Here is a 17480-nt window from a genome sequence, read left to right as displayed (position 1 = left end):
GGCGTTGACGCTTGAGTTTGCTGGAACAGTTTTTGCCGGCGTTCCTGGAGGAGGTCGTTGGAGACCGCTTCGGGCGCTATTCCAAATACATTATTCAAGACCGGGCCATTCCCGACGTGCGCGACGGCTTGAAGCCGGTGCAGCGGCGCATTCTGTACGCGATGTACGATTCGGGCAATACGCCCGACAAGCCGTATCGCAAGTCCGCGAAGACGGTCGGGGACGTCATGGGCAACTATCATCCCCACGGCGACTCGTCCATCTACGACGGCATGGTGCGCATGGCGCAGCCGTGGAAGATGGCGCACACTCTTGTCGACGGCCACGGCAACTGGGGCTCGATGGACGACGATCCGCCGGCCGCCATGCGTTATACCGAGGCGCGCCTGTCGCCGATCGCGATGGAGCTGCTGCGCGACATCGAGAAGCGTACCGTGCTTTTCAAAGACAACTTCGACAATACGGCGAAGGAGCCGGTCGTGCTTCCGGCCCGGTTCCCGAACCTTCTCGTCAACGGAGTCAGCGGCATCTCGTCCGGCTTCGCGACGGAGATTCCGCCACATAATCTGCGCGAGGTCATTAACGCTTGCGTGGCGCTTATGGACAAGCCGGACATGACCGTAGCCGAGCTCATGGGCGTGCTGCGCGGCCCCGACTTCCCGACGGGCGGCCTTATCATGGGCGAAGAGGGCATCCGCGACGCCTACGAGACCGGCAAAGGGCGGATTTACATCCGCTCCAAGACGGCCATCGAGGATTTGCGCGGCGGCAAGCAGCAGATCGTCGTCACCGAGATTCCGTATCAGGTGGTCAAATCCAAGCTCGTCGCGGCGATCGACAACCTGCGGGCGGAGAAGAAGGTCGAAGGCATCGCCGAAGTCCGGGACGAGAGCGGCCGGAACGGCCTGCGCATCGTCATCGAGCTGAAGAAGGAAGCGGACGCGGAGGGCATTCTCGCCTATTTGCTCAAGAAGACCGACCTTCAGGTCGTCTACAACTTCAACATGGTCGCCATCGTCAACAAGGCGCCGCGCCAGCTCGGCCTGAAGCCGATTCTGGAGGCGTATATCGCCCACCAGAAGGAAGTTGTCACGCACCGGACGCAGTTCGACCTGGAGAAGGCGGAGGACCGCGCCCACGTGCTCGAAGGGCTCGTCAAGGCGCTCAACCTGCTGGACGAGGTCATCGAGACGATCAAGGCGTCGAAGAACCGCCAGGACGCTCAGAACAACCTCGTCGCCAAGTTCGGCTTCTCCGAGCGTCAGGCCGACGCGATTCTGACTTTGCAGTTGTACCGCCTGACCAATCTCGAGATTACGTCGCTCGAGAAGGAGCATGCGGACACGCTGAAGAAGATCAACCAGCTTCGCTCGATCCTCGACAATCCGAAGAAGCTGCTCGGCGTCATCAAGGACGAGCTCGGCGAGATCAGCGGCAAGTTCGGCATCGACCGCCGTTCGGTCATCCAAGGCGAGGTCGAGGAGCTGAAGGTCAATCTCGAAGTAACCGTTCCTTCGGAAGACGTCGTCATGACGCTGAGCCGCCAAGGCTACGTGAAAAGGACGAGTCTGCTCTCCTTCACCCGTTCGGGAGGAGACCTGGGCAGCTCCGGCGTCAAGGAAGGCGATGTCATCCGTTGGACGCTCCAGCCGAACACGCTCGACTCGCTGCTTCTGTTCACGCAGAAGGGCCAGTACTTCCTGCTTCCGGTTCACCAGATCCCGGAATTCAAGTGGAAGGACACCGGCACCGCGATCGTCAACCTGCTGCCGCTGTCCAAGGATGACCGCATCGTCTCGGTCATCCCGACCAAGCCCGGCGACTGGAACGCCGCGGCCGCCGCAGGGCCTGAGGGCTCCGCCCTCGTGTTCGTCACGAAGCGCGGCCAGGTGAAGCGCACCTTGCTCGCGGAATACGCGACGAACCGGAGCACCGCCATCTCCGCGGCCAAGGTCGCGGACGGGGACGAGATCGTCTCCGTCTACCGCAGCGACGCCCCGGAGGAGATCCTGCTCGTGACGGAGCAGGGGATGAGCATTCGCTTCCTGGAGAGCGAGGTCAGTCTGCAGGGCCGCGTGGCCGGAGGCGTTCGCGGCATCTCCTTGAAGGAAGGCGACGGCGTCGCCGCGGCCTTCCCGGTGTCTGGCGACGAGGGCGAGATTCTCGTTCTCACCGATCTCGGCTATGCCAAGCGCTCGCTGCTGATCGACTATCCGCAGCAGGGGCGCGGCGGCAAGGGCATCCAGACGTTCGAGTTCAAGGAAGGCAAACGCGTCAAACCGAACGGCAACCGTCTCGTCTCGGCTTACCACGTCAAGGAAGCCGCAGCGTTGGGGGCGGTAACGGCCGGAGGCGTATACGGGGAGTTCAACTCGGAGGATGCGCCGATCGACGATCGCCGCTCCATCGGCAAGTCGGTGCTAGCCGTCGATCGCGGAGACCCGCTGACGGAATCGTTCCGCAAGCCGACATTGACCTTATAGCGGGGCGAGGGTCCATTCGTGCAATGGCCTCGCTTTAACGCGAAAGCGGCCCCATATCCCCATCGCTCAGGAGGGGAATCGGGCCGCTTTGCTCTATTCGTTTTTATATCAACAGTGCCATTATCCCTCCGACTCAGGGACGGTAATCCTGTTAGATTCGCAACCGCTATCCCTCCGGCTCAGGGACGATCATCTTATTTGATTCGCATGGTGCCATTATCCCCGCGATTCAGGGGCAGACCGCTTGCGAGTAAGGATCATGTGCCTTTATCCCCTTGACTCAGGTACATGCATTTTACAAACTGCGATCATGTGACATTATCCCCTTGAGTCAGGGGGTGTACAGTCTGTTAGCATGCAAAGTCTTGGGCGTCGATCCCACCGGCTCGGTAGGGAAAGAATGCCAACGGTTACGCAGCGGGCGAGGTATTATTTTTCGCTAATACGGTATGCCTCTGAGTCAATGGGATAATAGAATCACGAGCTGCGTAAACCGTGAGGCGCTCCTGAGTAAGCGGGATAATGGCATCGCACTTTACAGGAGCCATAGTAACATCCTGATTCTAGGGGATAATGGCGCCGTTGAGTCGCTTGCTAGACGGATGCATCCCCTGAGCCGATGGGATAATGGCATCGAAGAGTTTATCGCTAGCTGAGATGCCCTGACTCAAGGGGATAATGGCACCTTTGTTCCGAGCGGAATGAATGCCTACCTGAGCCGGAGGGATAACGGGACAAGTTGGGGGAACGAGATTTCTATTAGATTAGATGACCTGAGCAGAAGGGATAAGGGGCGCGTTAATCGTACGGGCCGTCGCCGGAATCTGTACGGTCGATCCACTTGAGCAGCATCTCCAGCACGACCCAGAGCGGAACCGGCTCCTCGAGCCGCTCCAGCCAATACGGGTCCTCCAGAAGGCCGGCATCCTTCGCCATCTGGCCGATCATTTTGATCTTCTCTTCCGCGGAGCTCACGATTGCTCGCCTCCGAACCGCGCTCTCTAATTTCCACGCGTTTCTCCATCGTTTGCCTCTAGTATATGTCGGCGTTTGTCGCATCGTACCATCTTCTGAGGATTTAGGTCGTAAATCATTAACTTCGTTAATCTATCTTTCGACACCGCCGACGGGTATAATAAAGGAGAAGGCACTGTTCGGGAACATGGAGGGGATGATGATGGAGATGGCGGCGGAATTTGTGAAAAGCTGGATAAAACTCACGAAAGATTGGCACACGCAAATGGATGCGGAGCTGGCGCCGAACTTGACTGGAGGACAGCTGCAAGTGCTGGAGCTGATGATGGCCCACGAGCCGATGAAGCCTTCGGATCTGCTTCCTTACTTGGAGACGACTCCCGCGGCCATCACGACCCTGCTGGACCGAATGGAGCGGGGAGGGCTCGTCCGGAGGGAGAGGGATGCCAGCGATCGGCGGATCGTCTGGGTGAGCATGACGGACAAAGGCAGAGCGGAAGCGGAGAGAGGGCTGAAGGTCCGCAGCGACATCGTCGGCCGCTCCTTGGAACGGCTGTCGCTTCATAACCGGCAGCTGCTCATTTACTTGATCGGCAAAGTGTCGGGAACGAGAGACTCAGCTTCCGCCGCCTCCTCCGAGCGAGCCGCATCGGGGAGTCACGGAGAGAAGCGGGCATCCGAGGCCGGGGCGCGGATCCGCGCCGAATCCGCCGTGGAGACGGGCGCGGAAGCGGCCAGCGGCTAATAGCCCAGCCGGAAGCGCCCCAGCCGGAAGCGCGAGAGATAGCGGGGTGAACCCAAGCCTATTTCGCAAGATGCGACCGTGCGTGAACGATGCGACCGCGCAAGAACGATGCGACCGCGCAAGAACGATGCGACTGTGCAAGAACGATGCAACCGCGCAAGAATGATGCGACTAAGCGAGAACGATGATGCGGTCATAGAAAAAAACTCAACCGGCGGGAGCGGCCGATAGATGCCGCAAATGCCGGTTGAGTCCGTTTAAGAGGGCGGTAAGCTTCTTGTAGTCGGCTTCCGTGAGACCCGGCTCGTTTTTCCGGGCTACCGTCTCGGGAAGCGGGAGGACGGTAAAATACTTCTTTTTGTTCACGATCCGCGAATGAACCCAGGTCGGCGTCGCCTCCACGTCGCCCCATTCGGTCCTCGACGTTCCGTCCGCCGCCGTCGTCTTCGATAGCGTAAGCTTCAGGATGACGCCGACGTCCTTCCAGTCGTCCTTCTGCCCGGAGATGAAGTTGCCGAGCGAGTAGATCACGAAGCCTCGCCGCGACCCGCCGGGGGCTCCGGCGTCGGGGACCTCGACGGTCTCGTAAGGCTGCACGACGTGGGGGTGGCTGCCGAGGATAAGGTCGGCCCCGGAGGCGATCATGTCGCGTGCGAGGCTACGCTGGCTGTCGTTCGGCATCCGCTGGTATTCGGTGCCGAAGTGGAGCGAGACGACGACGGCGTCTGCGCCGGCGCGGCGCAGCTTCGCGATATCGGCCGCGATCGTCTTCCGGTCGATCAGATTGATGACGTACGGTTTATCCTTCGGGATCGGAATCCCGTTCGTCCCGTACGAGTAGGCGAGGAACCCGAGCTTGATGCCGTTCCTCTCTTCGATGACCAGCCGCTGCGAATCCGTCCGCGACAGCGCCGTTCCGACGGGCACGAGACCGGCCCCTCGCAGGTTGCGCAAGGTCCGGGCCGCGCCGATATAGCCTCGATCCAGCGTATGGTTGTTGGCGGTGGACAGGATCTGGAACCCCGAACCGCGAAGGGCGTCCGCTAGCTCCGGCGGCGCGTTGAAGCGCGGATAGCCGGAATACTTCAGATCGGCTCCCGCGATCGGCGTCTCCAGGTTGCCGACGACCCAATCCCCTTCCGACAGGAGAGGCTTCACCTTGCGGAACCAAGGGGAGAAGTCGTAGCGGCCCGTCTTGGGATCGTAATAAGCGGGGAGCTGGGGAGAGTGCACCATGATGTCGCCGACGGCCACGAGAGAAGCCTCCGTCGTGACGGGAGGCTTCTCTAGGCCGGGCTCGAAGGAAGCGGGCCGGCCGCCCTCGGCGGCTTCGCCTCCGCCGGACGAAGGGGCCGCAGGCGAGCTTGACGGAGCCTCGGGCTGCGGAGTCGAAGGATTCGACGGATTCGGCGGAGTCGTCTGAGCCGGGACCGCGGGAAGAGAAGGGGAGGCGGGGGCCGAAGACGGCGAGGGAGGCGCCGAAGCGTCGAAGCTGCAGGCCGTCAGCGCCGCCGCCAGGAGGAGGCAACAGGCGAGTTTCCCTTTTCCGAACCGTTCCCTCTTCATCCCCTCAACTCCCCCGGCGATCGTCCGATCGGCTTTAATCTTCGCTCTCCCAGCGTCCGTAAATCCCGCAAGGAAGCGTCAGGCCGCTCGCGGTGATCGGAAGCCCGATCTCCCCGCAATCGAGCTTGCCTCCGAATTTGCGGCCGATGGCCATGTGAAGCAGATTGCGAAGCACCGTCGGAGACAGGCCGGTCGTGTACGAATTGACGAGCACGAACAGCGGCTTGTCGGACAGAATCGTCCGGCAGCTCTCGAGGAACGGATACAGGTTCTCCTCGAGCTTCCACATCTCCCCGTTCGGACCGCGGCCGTAAGAAGGCGGGTCCATGATGATCGCCTCGTACTGGCGGCCTCTGCGCTGCTCCCGCTGAACGAACTTGAACACGTCGTCCGTGATGTAGCGGATCGGCGCCGAATCCAGACCGGACAGCTGAGCGTTCTCCTTGGCCCACTGGACCATGCCCTTGGCGGCGTCCACGTGGCACACTTCCGCCCCGGCCGAGGCGGCGGCGACGGTGGCGCCTCCCGTATACGCGAACAAATTCAGGACTCGGATCGGGCGTCCCGCGTTGCGGATGCGGTCCATCATCCAGCTCCAGTTGACCGCCTGCTCCGGGAACAGCCCCGTATGCTTGAAGTTGGTGGGGCGGATGTGGAACTTCAGCGGGCCGTAGCCGATCGTCCAGCGCTCGGGCAAATCCTTCTTGAACTGCCATTGCCCGCCTCCGGAGGAGCTGCGAAAATAATGGCCGTCCGCGTTCTTCCACTCGTGGGTCTCGCGCGTCAACGGCCAAATGATTTGGGGATCGGGCCGGCGAAGGATGACCTTCCCCCAGCGCTCGAGCTTCTCTCCGCCGCCCGTATCGATCAATTCGTAATCTTGCCAGTCGGTTGCCATTCTCATCGGGTCTGCGTTCATCCTTTTCCTGTCGTTAGACGTTGTCGTTGCAAGCGATTGCTCCTTCATCGTACCGGCTCGGCCGGCGTCATGCGAGTTCGTTACCCCTCGGCCCGGGCGCATCCCGAATCGGGCGCGAACCGGTAGCCGAACCCCCGCACCGTCTGGATAAAAACCGGGTTCGCCGGATCGGGCTCGATCTTCTTCCGCAGGTTGCTGACGTGAACCATCAGCGTCCGGGTGTCGCCCATGCTGTCCGTATGCCAGACGAGACGGTACAGTTCGTCCAGCGGGAAGACGCGGTTGGGCTGGCGGGCGAGCACCGTCAGCAGCTCGAACTCCTTGACGGAGAGCGGCACGGGTTCGCCGCCGCGGCGCACCTCGAGTCGCTTGAGGTCGATCTCCAGCCCGGAGAAGTTCAGTACGGGCTGCTCGTCCTCGGGCGGCCGCTCTCTCGTCCGCCGGCGCCGCAGGTGCGCCTGCACGCGCGCGACGAGCTGGCTCGGGCTGAACGGCTTCGTGACGTAATCGTCGCCGCCCTCGGTCAGCCCGTAAATAATGTCCGCGTCCTCGCTCTTGCAGCTGAGGAACAGAATGGGGACGTTCGCGCAGCTGCCTTGGCGCAGCGTCCGGCACACCTCGATTCCGTCGGCTCCCCCGAGGGAGACGTCCAGAATGATGAGGTCCGGGGACACCGTCTCGGCGATCCGGATCGCGTCGATGCCGTTGTCCGAAGTATGTACGGCGAAGCCTTCCCTCTCCAGGTAAAGCCTTATGAGTTCCGTTATCTCCCGTTCGTCGTCGACGACGAGGATTCCGGCAGTCGGCCTGCTCACTTCTTCATCCTCCATAAGCCTTACGATATACATACCTAACATATTATACTTAAAGCGTTGACGGGGAATCAATGCGCGTTTACGATTGGGAGGGTATGCGATCGTATCGGGAGAGAGTGGAATGATTGGGAAAATAATCAAGGCAACGGGAAGAACCTATCTTATCCCGTTATGGATAGCGTGGATCGGGCTAGTCGCGCTCACCGGCTGCTCCCCTTCCGAGAGCAAGCCGCTTCCGCGGGCGGAGGACGGCGTTCTCGACTTGAGGGACCGCCCGTTCGAAGCGAACGGCGTTCTGCCGCTTGAAGGAGAGTGGGCGTTCGAATGGCGCGGAGACGGGCAAGACTCGCCCGTACGCTCCAAGCTGGAGGTGCCGCGCACCTGGGGCGGCGCCGAGCTGGACGAAGGCGTGAAGCTGAGCGACCAGGGGCGGGGCGTGTACAAGCTGACGATCCTGCACAAGCCCGAGAAGGCGATGCTCGCCGTCCGGCTGCCGAACATCTCGACCTCGTACGACCTATACGTGGACGGCGAACGAGCGCTGTCCCGCGGACGGCCGGGCGCGGAAGCGGGGGAGGCCCGGCCGTACCAGCTTCCCGCGACGGTCTATTTCGACGGCGGCCGGGACCGGACCGAGCTTACGCTGGACGTCTCCAACTTCGACCACCGCCGCGGCGGCATCCGCACGGAGCTCATTATGGGCACGGCCGAGCAGATTCAGAAGCTCGAGTTCAACCAGCAAGCGCAGGAGATGATCGTGTTCGGCTGCCTGATCATGATCGGGCTGTACCATATGGGTCTGTACGTTCTGAGGCGCAAGGAATCGACGAATCTGTTCTTCGCCCTGCTGTGCCTGTTCGTCGCCTGCCGCATGGGCGTCATCGGCGAAGGCATGTTCTTCCGCTGGCTCCCCGGGCTGACCTGGACGGCGGGAGCGCGGCTGGAATATACGTCGTTCGCCTTGAGCGCTCTGTTCGGCTTCGCGTATTACCAGCGCATGTACCCGAACGAGATCGCGAAAGGCTGGCTGCTGGCGTCGAGAATCGGAGGAGCGGCTCTTCTTCTCGCCAGCTGGCTGCTCCCGGTTCTTCACGTCAGCTCGCACATCGCCTTTTATCAAGCCTACGTCTTGATACTGAGCGCGAGGACGCTGGCCGGACTGATGGCCGCCTGGTACCGGAAGCGGGAAGGCGCGCGGCTCGCCTTGGTCGGCGTCGCGGGACTCGTGGCGACGATCGTGAACGACATCTTTTTCTACAACGGTTGGTGGCGTTCCTACGATCTGGTGTCGTTCGGCCTGCTCTTCCTGATCCTGCTCAACTCCTTCGCGATCTCGCTGCGATTCTCGCGAACGTTCGTGCGGGCCGAGCAGATGTCGGCGGAGCTGAAGGAATGGAATCTTCGTCTCGAGGAGAGAATCGCGGAGAGGACCGAGGAGCTGCGCCGATCGTACGCCGAGCTCGAGGAGTCGAAGATCGGCCTGGAGCGAATGGAGCAATCCCGCCGTCAGCTCGTCAGCAACATCTCCCACGACCTGCGCACGCCGATGACGCTTATTCAGGGCTATCTCGAAGCGCTGCGGGACGGAGTCATCAGCGATCCGAAGCAGCGAGATTCGACGATCCGGTCCATGCTGACGAAGGTCGAAGGCTTGAACGGGCTTATCCAGGATCTGTTCGAGCTGTCGATGCTGGAGGCCCGGCGGGCGCCGATGGCGTACGAGACGGTCCGGCTGACGGATTGGCTTCGGCGTCTGACGGACGAATACGAGCCGGAGCTGAAGGAGAAGGGGATCGAGTTCGTCGGCTACGGAGAAGGGGAAGACTTCGGGCGGGGGGCGGTAAGGATCGACGAGCACCGGATGGACCGCGTGTTCGCGAATCTGATCTACAACGCGGTCAAATATACGCCGAAGGGCGGACGCATCGCGTTATCGTTCGCCGTCGACGCCCGGCGGCGGACGGTTCAAGCGAAGGTATCGGATACGGGGAGCGGCATCCATCCGGACGATTTGCCGCACATTTTCGAACGGTTCTACAAAAACGACAAGGCCCGCCATTCTTCCTCGGGAGGGAGCGGACTCGGGCTGTCCATCGCCAAAGAGATCGTGGAGATGCACGACGGGCGGTTGACGGCGGAGAACGGGGAGAAGGGCGGCAGCGTTTTCATAATTACGCTGCCGCTTCACGCCGCCGCGAACCCGGAAGTATCGTGACGAGCTTGCTCTAGCCGCTTCCTTCGCTTCTTTGGTCTTGCTTCATCATGTCCAGCAGCAGGCCGATCGATTGCTTGCGCTGCTCCTGGTTCATGTCCTTGAGCAGCCTCATGATCTCCCTGGAATCGGTCGCGTCGGCCGAATCCGGTGATTGATTCCCGGCATTGCCGCCGATAATGTAATCCAGGGATACGTCGAAAAACGCGGCAAGCTTGATCAAGGTCTCGTAAACGGGCTGTCGGTTGTTGATTTCGTAATGACTGTAAGCGGAGCGGGTGATGCCGATGTGCCGGGCCACTTCTTCTTGCGATATGCTGCGTTTCAGTCTAAGCTCGCGCAGGCGTTCTCCCATGTTCATTTTCATATCTCCTTGCAAACGTGGAATGGAAGGATTCAGCCATGACAAGGGACGAGCGGCTCGCCCGTACATGAGTTCGCAATGGTGCTACTAGTAATTTATGATACAATTCGTATCCATGTCAAGCGGAGCGTGTCAAAAATCGCAATTATTATTTATCTTTAATATACATGCGTCTTTTATAGCCTTTTATTTCAGATACGTATTGTAACATAATGGAAAAACGCAACCGGATTACCAGACTTTCTAGTCGTATATACCTAAACTCGACGGAGGGGCGAGCATGAATTACGCCAATTTAACGCTGCATACGGACAAGTATCAGATCAACATGATGTACGCCCACTGGCGTAACGGCACGGAGGGTGAGAAGTCCGTGTTCGAGGCTTACTTCCGCAAGCTTCCGTTCGGCAACGGCTTCGCGGTCTTCGCGGGGCTCGAGCGGTTTATTCGATACGTCCGCGAGCTGCGCTTCGACGAAGACGTCCTCGCGTATTTGGCCGGCCAGGAGGAGCGGTACGACCCGGCTTTTCTGGATCGGCTGCGGCATTTCCGGTTCACCGGCAACGTCTGGTCGATGGAGGAAGGCGCCGTCGTATTCGCGAACGAGCCGCTCGTCCGGATCGAAGCGAGCGCGTTCGAAGCGCATCTGCTCGAGACCGCCCTGCTCAACTTCATCAACTACCAGACATTGATCGCGACGAAGGCGGCCCGCATTCGGCAGGTGGCGCGGGACGAGACGCTGCTCGAATTCGGCACGCGCAGGGCGCAGGAGGCGGACGCCGCCGTCTGGGGAGCCCGAGCCTCTTACATCGCCGGCTTCGACGCGACGTCCAATCTGCGCGCGGGCATGCTGTTCGGCATCCCGACCTCGGGGACGCATGCGCATGCATGGGTGCAGCAGTACGACACCGAGGAGGAGGCGTTCGAGCAGTACGCGGAGGCGCTGCCCGATCAGGTGACGCTGCTGGTGGACACCTACGATACGCTGAAGAGCGGGGTGCCGAACGCGATCAAAGTCGCGAAGCGGATGGAGGCGCGAGGGCATCGGATGAAGGCGATCCGGCTGGACAGCGGGGACTTGTCGTACTTGTCCAAGGCCGCGCGCAAGATGCTCGACGAAGCCGGGCTCCCGTACGTGAAGATCGTCGCGTCCAACGATCTTGACGAGAACATCATCCTCAACCTCAAAGCGCAAGGCGCGCGCATCGACAGCTGGGGCGTCGGGACGCAGCTGATCACGGCGGCGGACCAGCCTTCGCTCGGCGGCGTATACAAGCTCGTGGAGAGGGAACGGGACGGCAAGCGCGAGCCCGTCATCAAGATCTCCGGCAACCCGGAGAAGGTGTCGACGCCGGGAGCCAAGGACGTGTATCGCATTATCAGCAAAGAGAACGGCATCGCCATCGCCGATTACGTGACGCTGCTGGACGAGACCGACGTCGCGAACGGCGAGCCGATCGATCTGTTCGACCCCGTGCACCCCTATATCCATCAGGTCGTGCACGACTATAAGGCGATCCCGATGCTGAAGCCTATCTTCCAGGACGGGGAGCAGGTGTACGAGCTGCCGGACCTGGACCGGATACGCCGGTACCATCGGGAGCAGCTGGAGCTGTTCTGGCCCGAGCATCTGCGGAAGCTGAATCCGGAGCCTTACCCGGTCGACTTGAGCACGAAGGCGTGGCAGCAGAAGATGGATTTGATTCGAAAATACAAATTCCGCTGACGGGAATAGGTTGTCCCTTCCTTGGAAATCATTCTCTCGAATCCGTCCGGGCTAGCGGCATCGGACGAACGGGAGGAATAACAGATGGACGACTCCGCAACGGGCAAGGGAAGCACGTTAACGAACCGGCAAGGCCACCCCGTCACGGACAATCAGAGCCTTCGGACCGTCGGCTCGCGCGGGCCTTCCACGCTGGAGAATTACGATTTTCTCGAGAAAATCACGCACTTCGATCGGGAGCGCACGCCCGAGAGGGTCGTGCATGCCCGGGGGGCCGGCGCATACGGCGTCTTCGAAGCGTACGGCAAAGTCGGGGACGAGCCCGTCTCCAAGTACACGAGGGCGAAGCTGTTCCAGGAGGCGGGGAAGCGGACTCCGGTGTTCGTTCGCTTTTCGACGGTCATCCATGGCGCTCACTCCCCCGAGACGCTGCGGGACCCGCGGGGCTTCGCGGTGAAGTTCTATACGGAGGACGGGAACTGGGACCTGGTCGGGAACAATCTGAAGGTGTTTTTCATACGGGATGCCATGAAGTTCCCGGATCTCGTCCATGCCTTCAAGCCGGACCCCGTCACCAACATTCAGGACGCGGAGAGAATCTTCGACTTCGTCTCCAATTCGCCGGAAGCGCTCCACATGGTCACGTTCCTGTTCTCCCCGTGGGGCATTCCGGCCAATTACCGGCAGATGCAGGGCTCCGGCGTCAATACGTACAAGTGGGTCAATTCGAACGGGGAAGCCGTGCTCGTCAAGTATCATTGGCAGCCGCTCAAGCAGGGGCTCAAAAACTTGACGGCATCCCAAGCCATGGAAGTGCAGGCGAAAAACTTCAACCACGCCACCCAGGATCTGTACGAAGCGATCGCGCGCGGCGACTATCCCGAATGGGAGCTCTGCATCCAATGGATGAGCGACGACGACCATCCGGAGCTGGACTTCGATCCGCTCGATCCGACCAAGCTGTGGCCGGAGGAGCAGTTCCCGTTCCTTCCGGTCGGCAAGATGACGCTAAACCGCAATCCCGACAACTACTTCGCCGAAGTGGAGCAGGCGGCGTTCGGAACGGGAGTCCTGGTCGACGGGCTGGACTTCTCCGACGACAAGCTGCTGCAAGGGCGGACGTTCTCCTATTCCGATACGCAGCGCTACCGGGTGGGGGCGAACTATCTACAGCTTCCGGTGAACGCGCCGAAGACTCCGGTGGCGACGAACCAGGAAGGGGGACAGATGCTGTACAAGGTCGACCGCTCCCATCCGCACGTCAATTACGAGCCGTCCACGATCGGCGGGCTGCGCGAAGCGCCGAAGACCGCGCCCGACCACGAGCCTTACGCGGAAGGCAAAATCGTGCGGCAGACGATCGAGCGCAAGAACGACTACAAGCAGGCCGGGGAACGCTACCGGTTGTTGGAGGAGTGGGAGCGGGACGATCTCATCGGCAATCTGGTGAGCGCGCTCGCCACTTGCCGTCTCGAGATCCGCGACAGGATGGTGGAGCACTTCAAGCGATGCGACCCGGATTACGGAGCGCGCGTGGAGGAAGGACTTCGGGGCGTCGGCAACGAGGACGGCGGCCTGCTCGGCATCCAGAACCCGGGCGGCACCGTGCTGGAGGCCGAACGGAAGAGCCATGCCGCGGACCCCTATTAATCGCGCCCCGTCAAGAGCGGCCATGTGCCGCTCTTTTCTATTCAGCGGCGGCTTGTGCCGCTATCCCATCGGCTCAGTGGCGTGTCCCGGCGCTCAATTCGGCGAATGCCTGCAATGCCGCTATCCCCTCGGTTCAGGGGCAGTCTGTTTATTATTTCGACTGTCGCCTTCAGTGCCGCTATCCCATCGAATCAGGTGCTGCTTCTGCATTCTCTTATCGCTTATCGCCAAGCTGTACCCTTATCCCCGTGGATCAGGGACTTCCCCGGCTCCCCCCTGATTCACCAACATCTGGTCTCTATCCCCATGGCTCAGGGACTTCTAGCCGATAAATTTTTTTGCCAAAGCGTCCCATTATCCCATGGAATCAGGTTCCTTAGCAGCTGTACGCAACCCCTTATTTACCTCTAGGTTACACCACTATCCCCCCGGCTCAGGAAGCCGCCGCCAAGCCGATCGCTCCCACTGTGCCATTATCCCCCCGAATCAGGAATCCCGACCGAAGCTTCCATTTCGTATACCTGTCAATTCGTGCCGCTATCCCCTTGATTCAGGATTGGCCATTGCGGAGCTCTCTTTCATTTAATCTATACGGATTGCGACAAAGGAGGGGGAGAGGTGGAAATTCCATTCAGCGACTACTATCTCAGAAGAACGAAGGCGGCTCTTCAACGTTGTTGGACTGAATGAAGGGGTTAATGGCACGTCTGTACAAAAAGAGAGATGCACTTCCGGGCAGTCCTGAGCGAACGGGATAGTGAGTGGCACGAGGGTGAGAGGCTCAAAAGGCGGAACTGAATGAAGGGGATAATGGTACATCTGTACAAAAAAAGATATGCACTTCTAGGCAGTCCTGAGCGAACGGGATAGTGGCATGAGGTGAGAGGCGTAAAAGGCGGAACTGAGTGAAGGGGATAATGGCACATCTGTACAAAAAGAGATATGCACTTCCAGTCAGTCCTGAGCGGATGGGATAGAGGCACAAGGCTGGACGGAGCAATATAGGGAACTGAGGGGGAGGGATAATGGCAGGGCGGATTGTCAGGCGGAGTGTGGGAGGGGGCGAGGCGGGGCGAAAGGGAGGATAAGGGAACGAAAGGGAGCCAAAAAGAGCGAAAGGGGGCAAAAAGGAGCGGAAGGGGACGGAAGGGAATGGAAGGGGCTGGGAAGCCGCTGGAGTGCAAAAAACCGGAGGGCATACATGCCGGCTCCGGTTTTTCGATTGCTTTTTTTAGATTACTTTGGTCGTCCACGATTCGCAGTTCCAGACGTCGGTGGCGACGTCGCGGTAAAATTCGGGTTCGTGGCTGATGAGCAGGATCGAGCCTTTGTATGCCTGGAGGGCGCGCTTCAGCTCGTCCTTGGCGTCGACGTCCAAGTGGTTGGTGGGCTCGTCGAGCACGAGGATGTTCGTCTCGCGGTTGATGAGCTTGCACAGACGGACTTTGGCTTTCTCTCCGCCGCTAAGCACCGAGATGCGGCTCTCGATGTGCTTCGTCGTCAGCCCGCACTTGGCGAGCGCGGCGCGCACTTCGAATTGGGTGAACGCAGGAAAATCGTTCCACACCGATTCGATGCAGGTCAGCTCGTTGTCGGCGCTGCTCTCCTGCTCGAAGTAGCCGATCGCCTGGTTGTCGCCGCGTTCGACGGAGCCTGACAGCGCCGGAATCTCGCCCAGGATGCTGCGCAGCAGGGTCGTCTTGCCGATGCCGTTCGCGCCGACGAGGGCGATCTTCTGGCCGCGCTCCATCTTCAGGTCGAGAGGGCGGCTGAGCGGTTCGTCGTACCCGATGACGAGCCCCTTCGTCTCGAAGATCATCCGGCTCGGCGTGCGCGCCTCCTTGAAGCGGAACTCGGGCTTCGGCTTCTCCTTGGCCAGCTCGATGATCTCCATGCTGTCCAGCTTCTTCTGCCGGGACATCGCCATGTTGCGCGTGGAGACGCGGGCTTTGTTGCGGGCGACGAAGTCCTTCAGGTCGGCGATCTCCTGCTGCTGCCGTTTGTAGGCGGATTCGAGCTGGGCCTGCTTCGCCTCATGCTGCTGCACGAAAGAATCGTAGTCGCCGACGTACCGGTTCAATTGCTGATTGCTCATATGGTAAATCAGGTTGATGACGCTGTTCAGGAACGGAATGTCGTGCGAGATGAGGATAAAGGCGTTCTCGTAATTTTGCAAATACCGCTTCAGCCACTCGATATGCGACTCGTCCAAGTAGTTGGTCGGCTCGTCGAGCAGCAGTATGTCCGGCTTCTCCAGCAGCAGCTTGGCCAGAAGCACCTTCGTCCGCTGGCCGCCGCTCAAGTCGTTGACGTCGCGGTCCAGCCCGATATCGACGAGACCGAGGCCGCGCGCGATCTCCTCCACCTTGGCGTCGATCAGGTAGAAGTCGTTGTTGTTGAGCAGATCCTGAATCGTGCCGACTTCTTCGAGAAGCTGCTCGAGCTCCTCGGGCGAAGCTTCCCCCATTTTATCGTACATCTGGTTCATCTCGGCTTCGGCGTCGATCAAGTATTGAAAAGCGCCCTTCAGGACGTCGCGGATGGTCATGCCGTTGTGTAGGACGGAATGCTGGTCCAGATAGCCGACGCGAACCTTCTTGGCCCACTCGATCTTGCCGGCGTCCGGCTCCAGCTTGCCCATGACGATGTTCATAAACGTCGACTTGCCTTCGCCGTTGGCGCCGACCAGCCCGACGTGCTCGCCCTTCAGCAGCCGGAACGAGACGTCGTTGAAGATCGCCCGGTCCCCGAAGCCGTGGCTTAAATTCGTAACCGTCAAAATACTCATCTATCGACACCTTTTCTATCCGTGATTTTCGTATGGAACGACATTCTTCATTATAGTTCGGCGACGCCGTCAAACTCAACGGAAAAAACAAGCGGAGCCCCGGCTCTTACGTTTCCGGCCGGGCGGATGTATAATCGTGGAAGAACAGCTAATCTAGGGTCGCAACCGATTCGGGAGAGGAGACGGGTTAATGAACAAGATGGAGCTGATTCAGCACGGTTGGGAGAGCTGCTACGACAAGGAGGACTGGTATCCTCCTCTGAAGGACGCGCTTCAAGGCGTAACCTGGGAGCAGGCGAATTGGCGCCCCCGGACGGGAGGCCCGATCAATACGATCTGGCAGACCGTGAATCACCTCATTTTCTACAAGGAACGGTTCCTCAAACGATTGACCGGGGAAGAAGCCGAATATCCCGAAGGGATCAGCAACGACGACACGTTCGGCGGAGCGGGAGCGGACGAGGCTTCGTGGAACGAGACGCTGGCGCGGCTGGAGGAGGTCCATCACGCGATTCGGGACCGGCTGGCCGATATGGACAAGAAGGACTTCGAGAAGCGCATTCCGAAGACGCCGACCGGCCTGTGGGCGAACAGTCTGATCTTGCACGACGCTTACCACACGGGACAGATCATTCTCATTCGCAAGCTGCAGAAGTCTTGGCCGGCCCGCCGTTCGTTCGACTAGGGACGTGTGAGGATTCGCCTTTGGGGAAAATGAAATGGATCGATTTATCCCTTCCTATCTATAACGGGATGCCGGTCTACCCGGGAGATCCCGAGGTGACGGTCGAGGTCGCCCACACGCACGAAGAACGCTCGTGGGAGCTGAGACGGCTGTCTCTCGGCACCCACACCGGCACTCACGTGGACGCGCCCTCCCACATGCACGCCGGAGCCGCTTCGCTCGACGAGCTGCCTCCCGAACGGTTCTGCGGACCGTCGCGGCTCGTCCGTCTGTCGGATGAATGGCCGTCCGGTATCGGCCTGTTCTTCGCGGAGAGCGTCGGCGCCGACAGCTTCGAGCGCATCGCGGCGGCTAACCCTCCGTTCGTCGGCGGGGAGCTGTCGGAGGAGCTGGAGAGGGCGCTCCTCGGCCGAGGCATCCCGACGTACACCGACTTGTACCGGCTCGATCGGATTCCGCTCGGGAAGGACTTCATGTTCTACGGGTTTCCGCTTCGGATCGCGGGAGGCGACGGTTCTCCCGTCCGGGCGGTCGCCATGCTGGACGAATAAG

At 60.4% G+C, this 17480-nt stretch carries 14 protein-coding genes; 8 read left to right on the top strand and 6 right to left on the bottom strand.

The features are described from left to right. The first annotated feature begins 11 nt into the window (after positions 1 to 11). Positions 12 to 2483, top strand: a complete 2472-nt coding sequence (gene gyrA, locus H7B90_RS23460) for a DNA gyrase subunit A (protein ID WP_185138328.1) — start codon at positions 12 to 14, stop codon at positions 2481 to 2483. Positions 2484 to 3281: 798 nt separating this feature from the next. Here the strand turns inward: gyrA and H7B90_RS23455 are convergent. After that, a complete protein-coding gene (locus tag H7B90_RS23455) occupies positions 3282 to 3458 on the bottom strand; it encodes a hypothetical protein (RefSeq protein ID WP_185138394.1) in 177 nt (58 codons plus the stop codon). A gap of 208 nt (positions 3459 to 3666) precedes the next feature. Between H7B90_RS23455 and H7B90_RS23450 the strand changes: the two genes are divergently transcribed. Next, positions 3667 to 4203, top strand: coding sequence for a MarR family winged helix-turn-helix transcriptional regulator (locus H7B90_RS23450; RefSeq protein ID WP_306421736.1), 537 nt, complete (start codon positions 3667 to 3669; stop codon positions 4201 to 4203). 207 nt (positions 4204 to 4410) lie between these two features. On the opposite strand, the gene H7B90_RS23445 is transcribed toward H7B90_RS23450, so the two are convergent. After that, on the bottom strand, positions 4411 to 5457 hold the full coding sequence (locus H7B90_RS23445; RefSeq protein ID WP_185138326.1) for a CapA family protein: 1047 nt from the start codon (positions 5455 to 5457) through the stop codon (positions 4411 to 4413). Between H7B90_RS23445 and H7B90_RS23440 the strand changes: the two genes are divergently transcribed. Beyond that, the gene (locus H7B90_RS23440) at positions 5438 to 5626 is read left to right on the top strand and encodes a hypothetical protein (RefSeq protein ID WP_185138325.1); all 189 of its coding nucleotides are present in this window, start codon (positions 5438 to 5440) and stop codon (positions 5624 to 5626) included. The genes H7B90_RS23445 and H7B90_RS23440 overlap by 20 nt on opposite strands. A 177-nt stretch (positions 5627 to 5803) precedes the next feature. Here the strand turns inward: H7B90_RS23440 and H7B90_RS23435 are convergent, their stop codons facing one another. Both H7B90_RS23435 and H7B90_RS23430 read right to left on the bottom strand, forming a co-directional pair. Then, a complete protein-coding gene (locus tag H7B90_RS23435) occupies positions 5804 to 6673 on the bottom strand; it encodes a class I SAM-dependent methyltransferase (protein ID WP_185138324.1) in 870 nt (289 codons plus the stop codon). Between the two features lie 95 nt (positions 6674 to 6768). Beyond that, positions 6769 to 7503 carry a response regulator gene (locus tag H7B90_RS23430; RefSeq protein ID WP_246578413.1) on the bottom strand — a complete coding sequence of 245 codons (735 nt, stop codon included), beginning with the start codon at positions 7501 to 7503 and terminating at the stop codon, positions 6769 to 6771. A 121-nt stretch (positions 7504 to 7624) separates the two neighbouring features. On the opposite strand from H7B90_RS23430, the gene H7B90_RS23425 reads away from it, so the two are divergent. Further along, entirely contained in the window at positions 7625 to 9718 is a 2094-nt protein-coding gene (locus H7B90_RS23425; protein WP_185138323.1) for a sensor histidine kinase, read from the top strand. 10 nt (positions 9719 to 9728) lie between these two features. Here H7B90_RS23425 and H7B90_RS23420 read toward each other — a convergent pair whose 3' ends face one another. Then, on the bottom strand, positions 9729 to 10076 hold the full coding sequence (locus H7B90_RS23420) for a helix-turn-helix domain-containing protein (protein ID WP_185138322.1): 348 nt from the start codon (positions 10074 to 10076) through the stop codon (positions 9729 to 9731). 283 nt (positions 10077 to 10359) lie between these two features. Between H7B90_RS23420 and H7B90_RS23415 the strand changes: the two genes are divergently transcribed. After that, positions 10360 to 11805: a nicotinate phosphoribosyltransferase gene (locus tag H7B90_RS23415; RefSeq protein ID WP_185138321.1), complete on the top strand. Its 1446-nt coding sequence runs from the start codon at positions 10360 to 10362 to the stop codon at positions 11803 to 11805. Between the two features lie 84 nt (positions 11806 to 11889). Then, complete coding sequence (locus H7B90_RS23410) at positions 11890 to 13455, top strand: catalase (RefSeq protein ID WP_185138320.1); 1566 nt, start codon at positions 11890 to 11892, stop codon at positions 13453 to 13455. A 1231-nt stretch (positions 13456 to 14686) separates the two neighbouring features. On the opposite strand, the gene H7B90_RS23405 is transcribed toward H7B90_RS23410, so the two are convergent. Next, positions 14687 to 16243, bottom strand: coding sequence for an ABC-F family ATP-binding cassette domain-containing protein (locus tag H7B90_RS23405; protein WP_185138319.1), 1557 nt, complete (start codon positions 16241 to 16243; stop codon positions 14687 to 14689). A 190-nt stretch (positions 16244 to 16433) separates the two neighbouring features. Here H7B90_RS23405 and H7B90_RS23400 point away from each other — a divergent pair, with 190 nt between their 5' ends. Both H7B90_RS23400 and H7B90_RS23395 read left to right on the top strand, forming a co-directional pair. After that, positions 16434 to 16928, top strand: coding sequence for a DinB family protein (locus H7B90_RS23400; protein ID WP_185138318.1), 495 nt, complete (start codon positions 16434 to 16436; stop codon positions 16926 to 16928). A gap of 29 nt (positions 16929 to 16957) precedes the next feature. Beyond that, positions 16958 to 17479, top strand: a complete 522-nt coding sequence (locus H7B90_RS23395) for a cyclase family protein (RefSeq protein WP_185138389.1) — start codon at positions 16958 to 16960, stop codon at positions 17477 to 17479. Position 17480 lies beyond the last annotated feature (1 nt).

Origin of the sequence: Cohnella xylanilytica (assembly GCF_014212175.1) — a bacterium.
GTDB classification, from domain to species: domain Bacteria; phylum Bacillota; class Bacilli; order Paenibacillales; family Paenibacillaceae; genus Cohnella; species Cohnella xylanilytica.
Note: the sequence above shows the minus strand (reverse complement) of the source record. Positions and strands in the feature narration are given on the sequence as shown.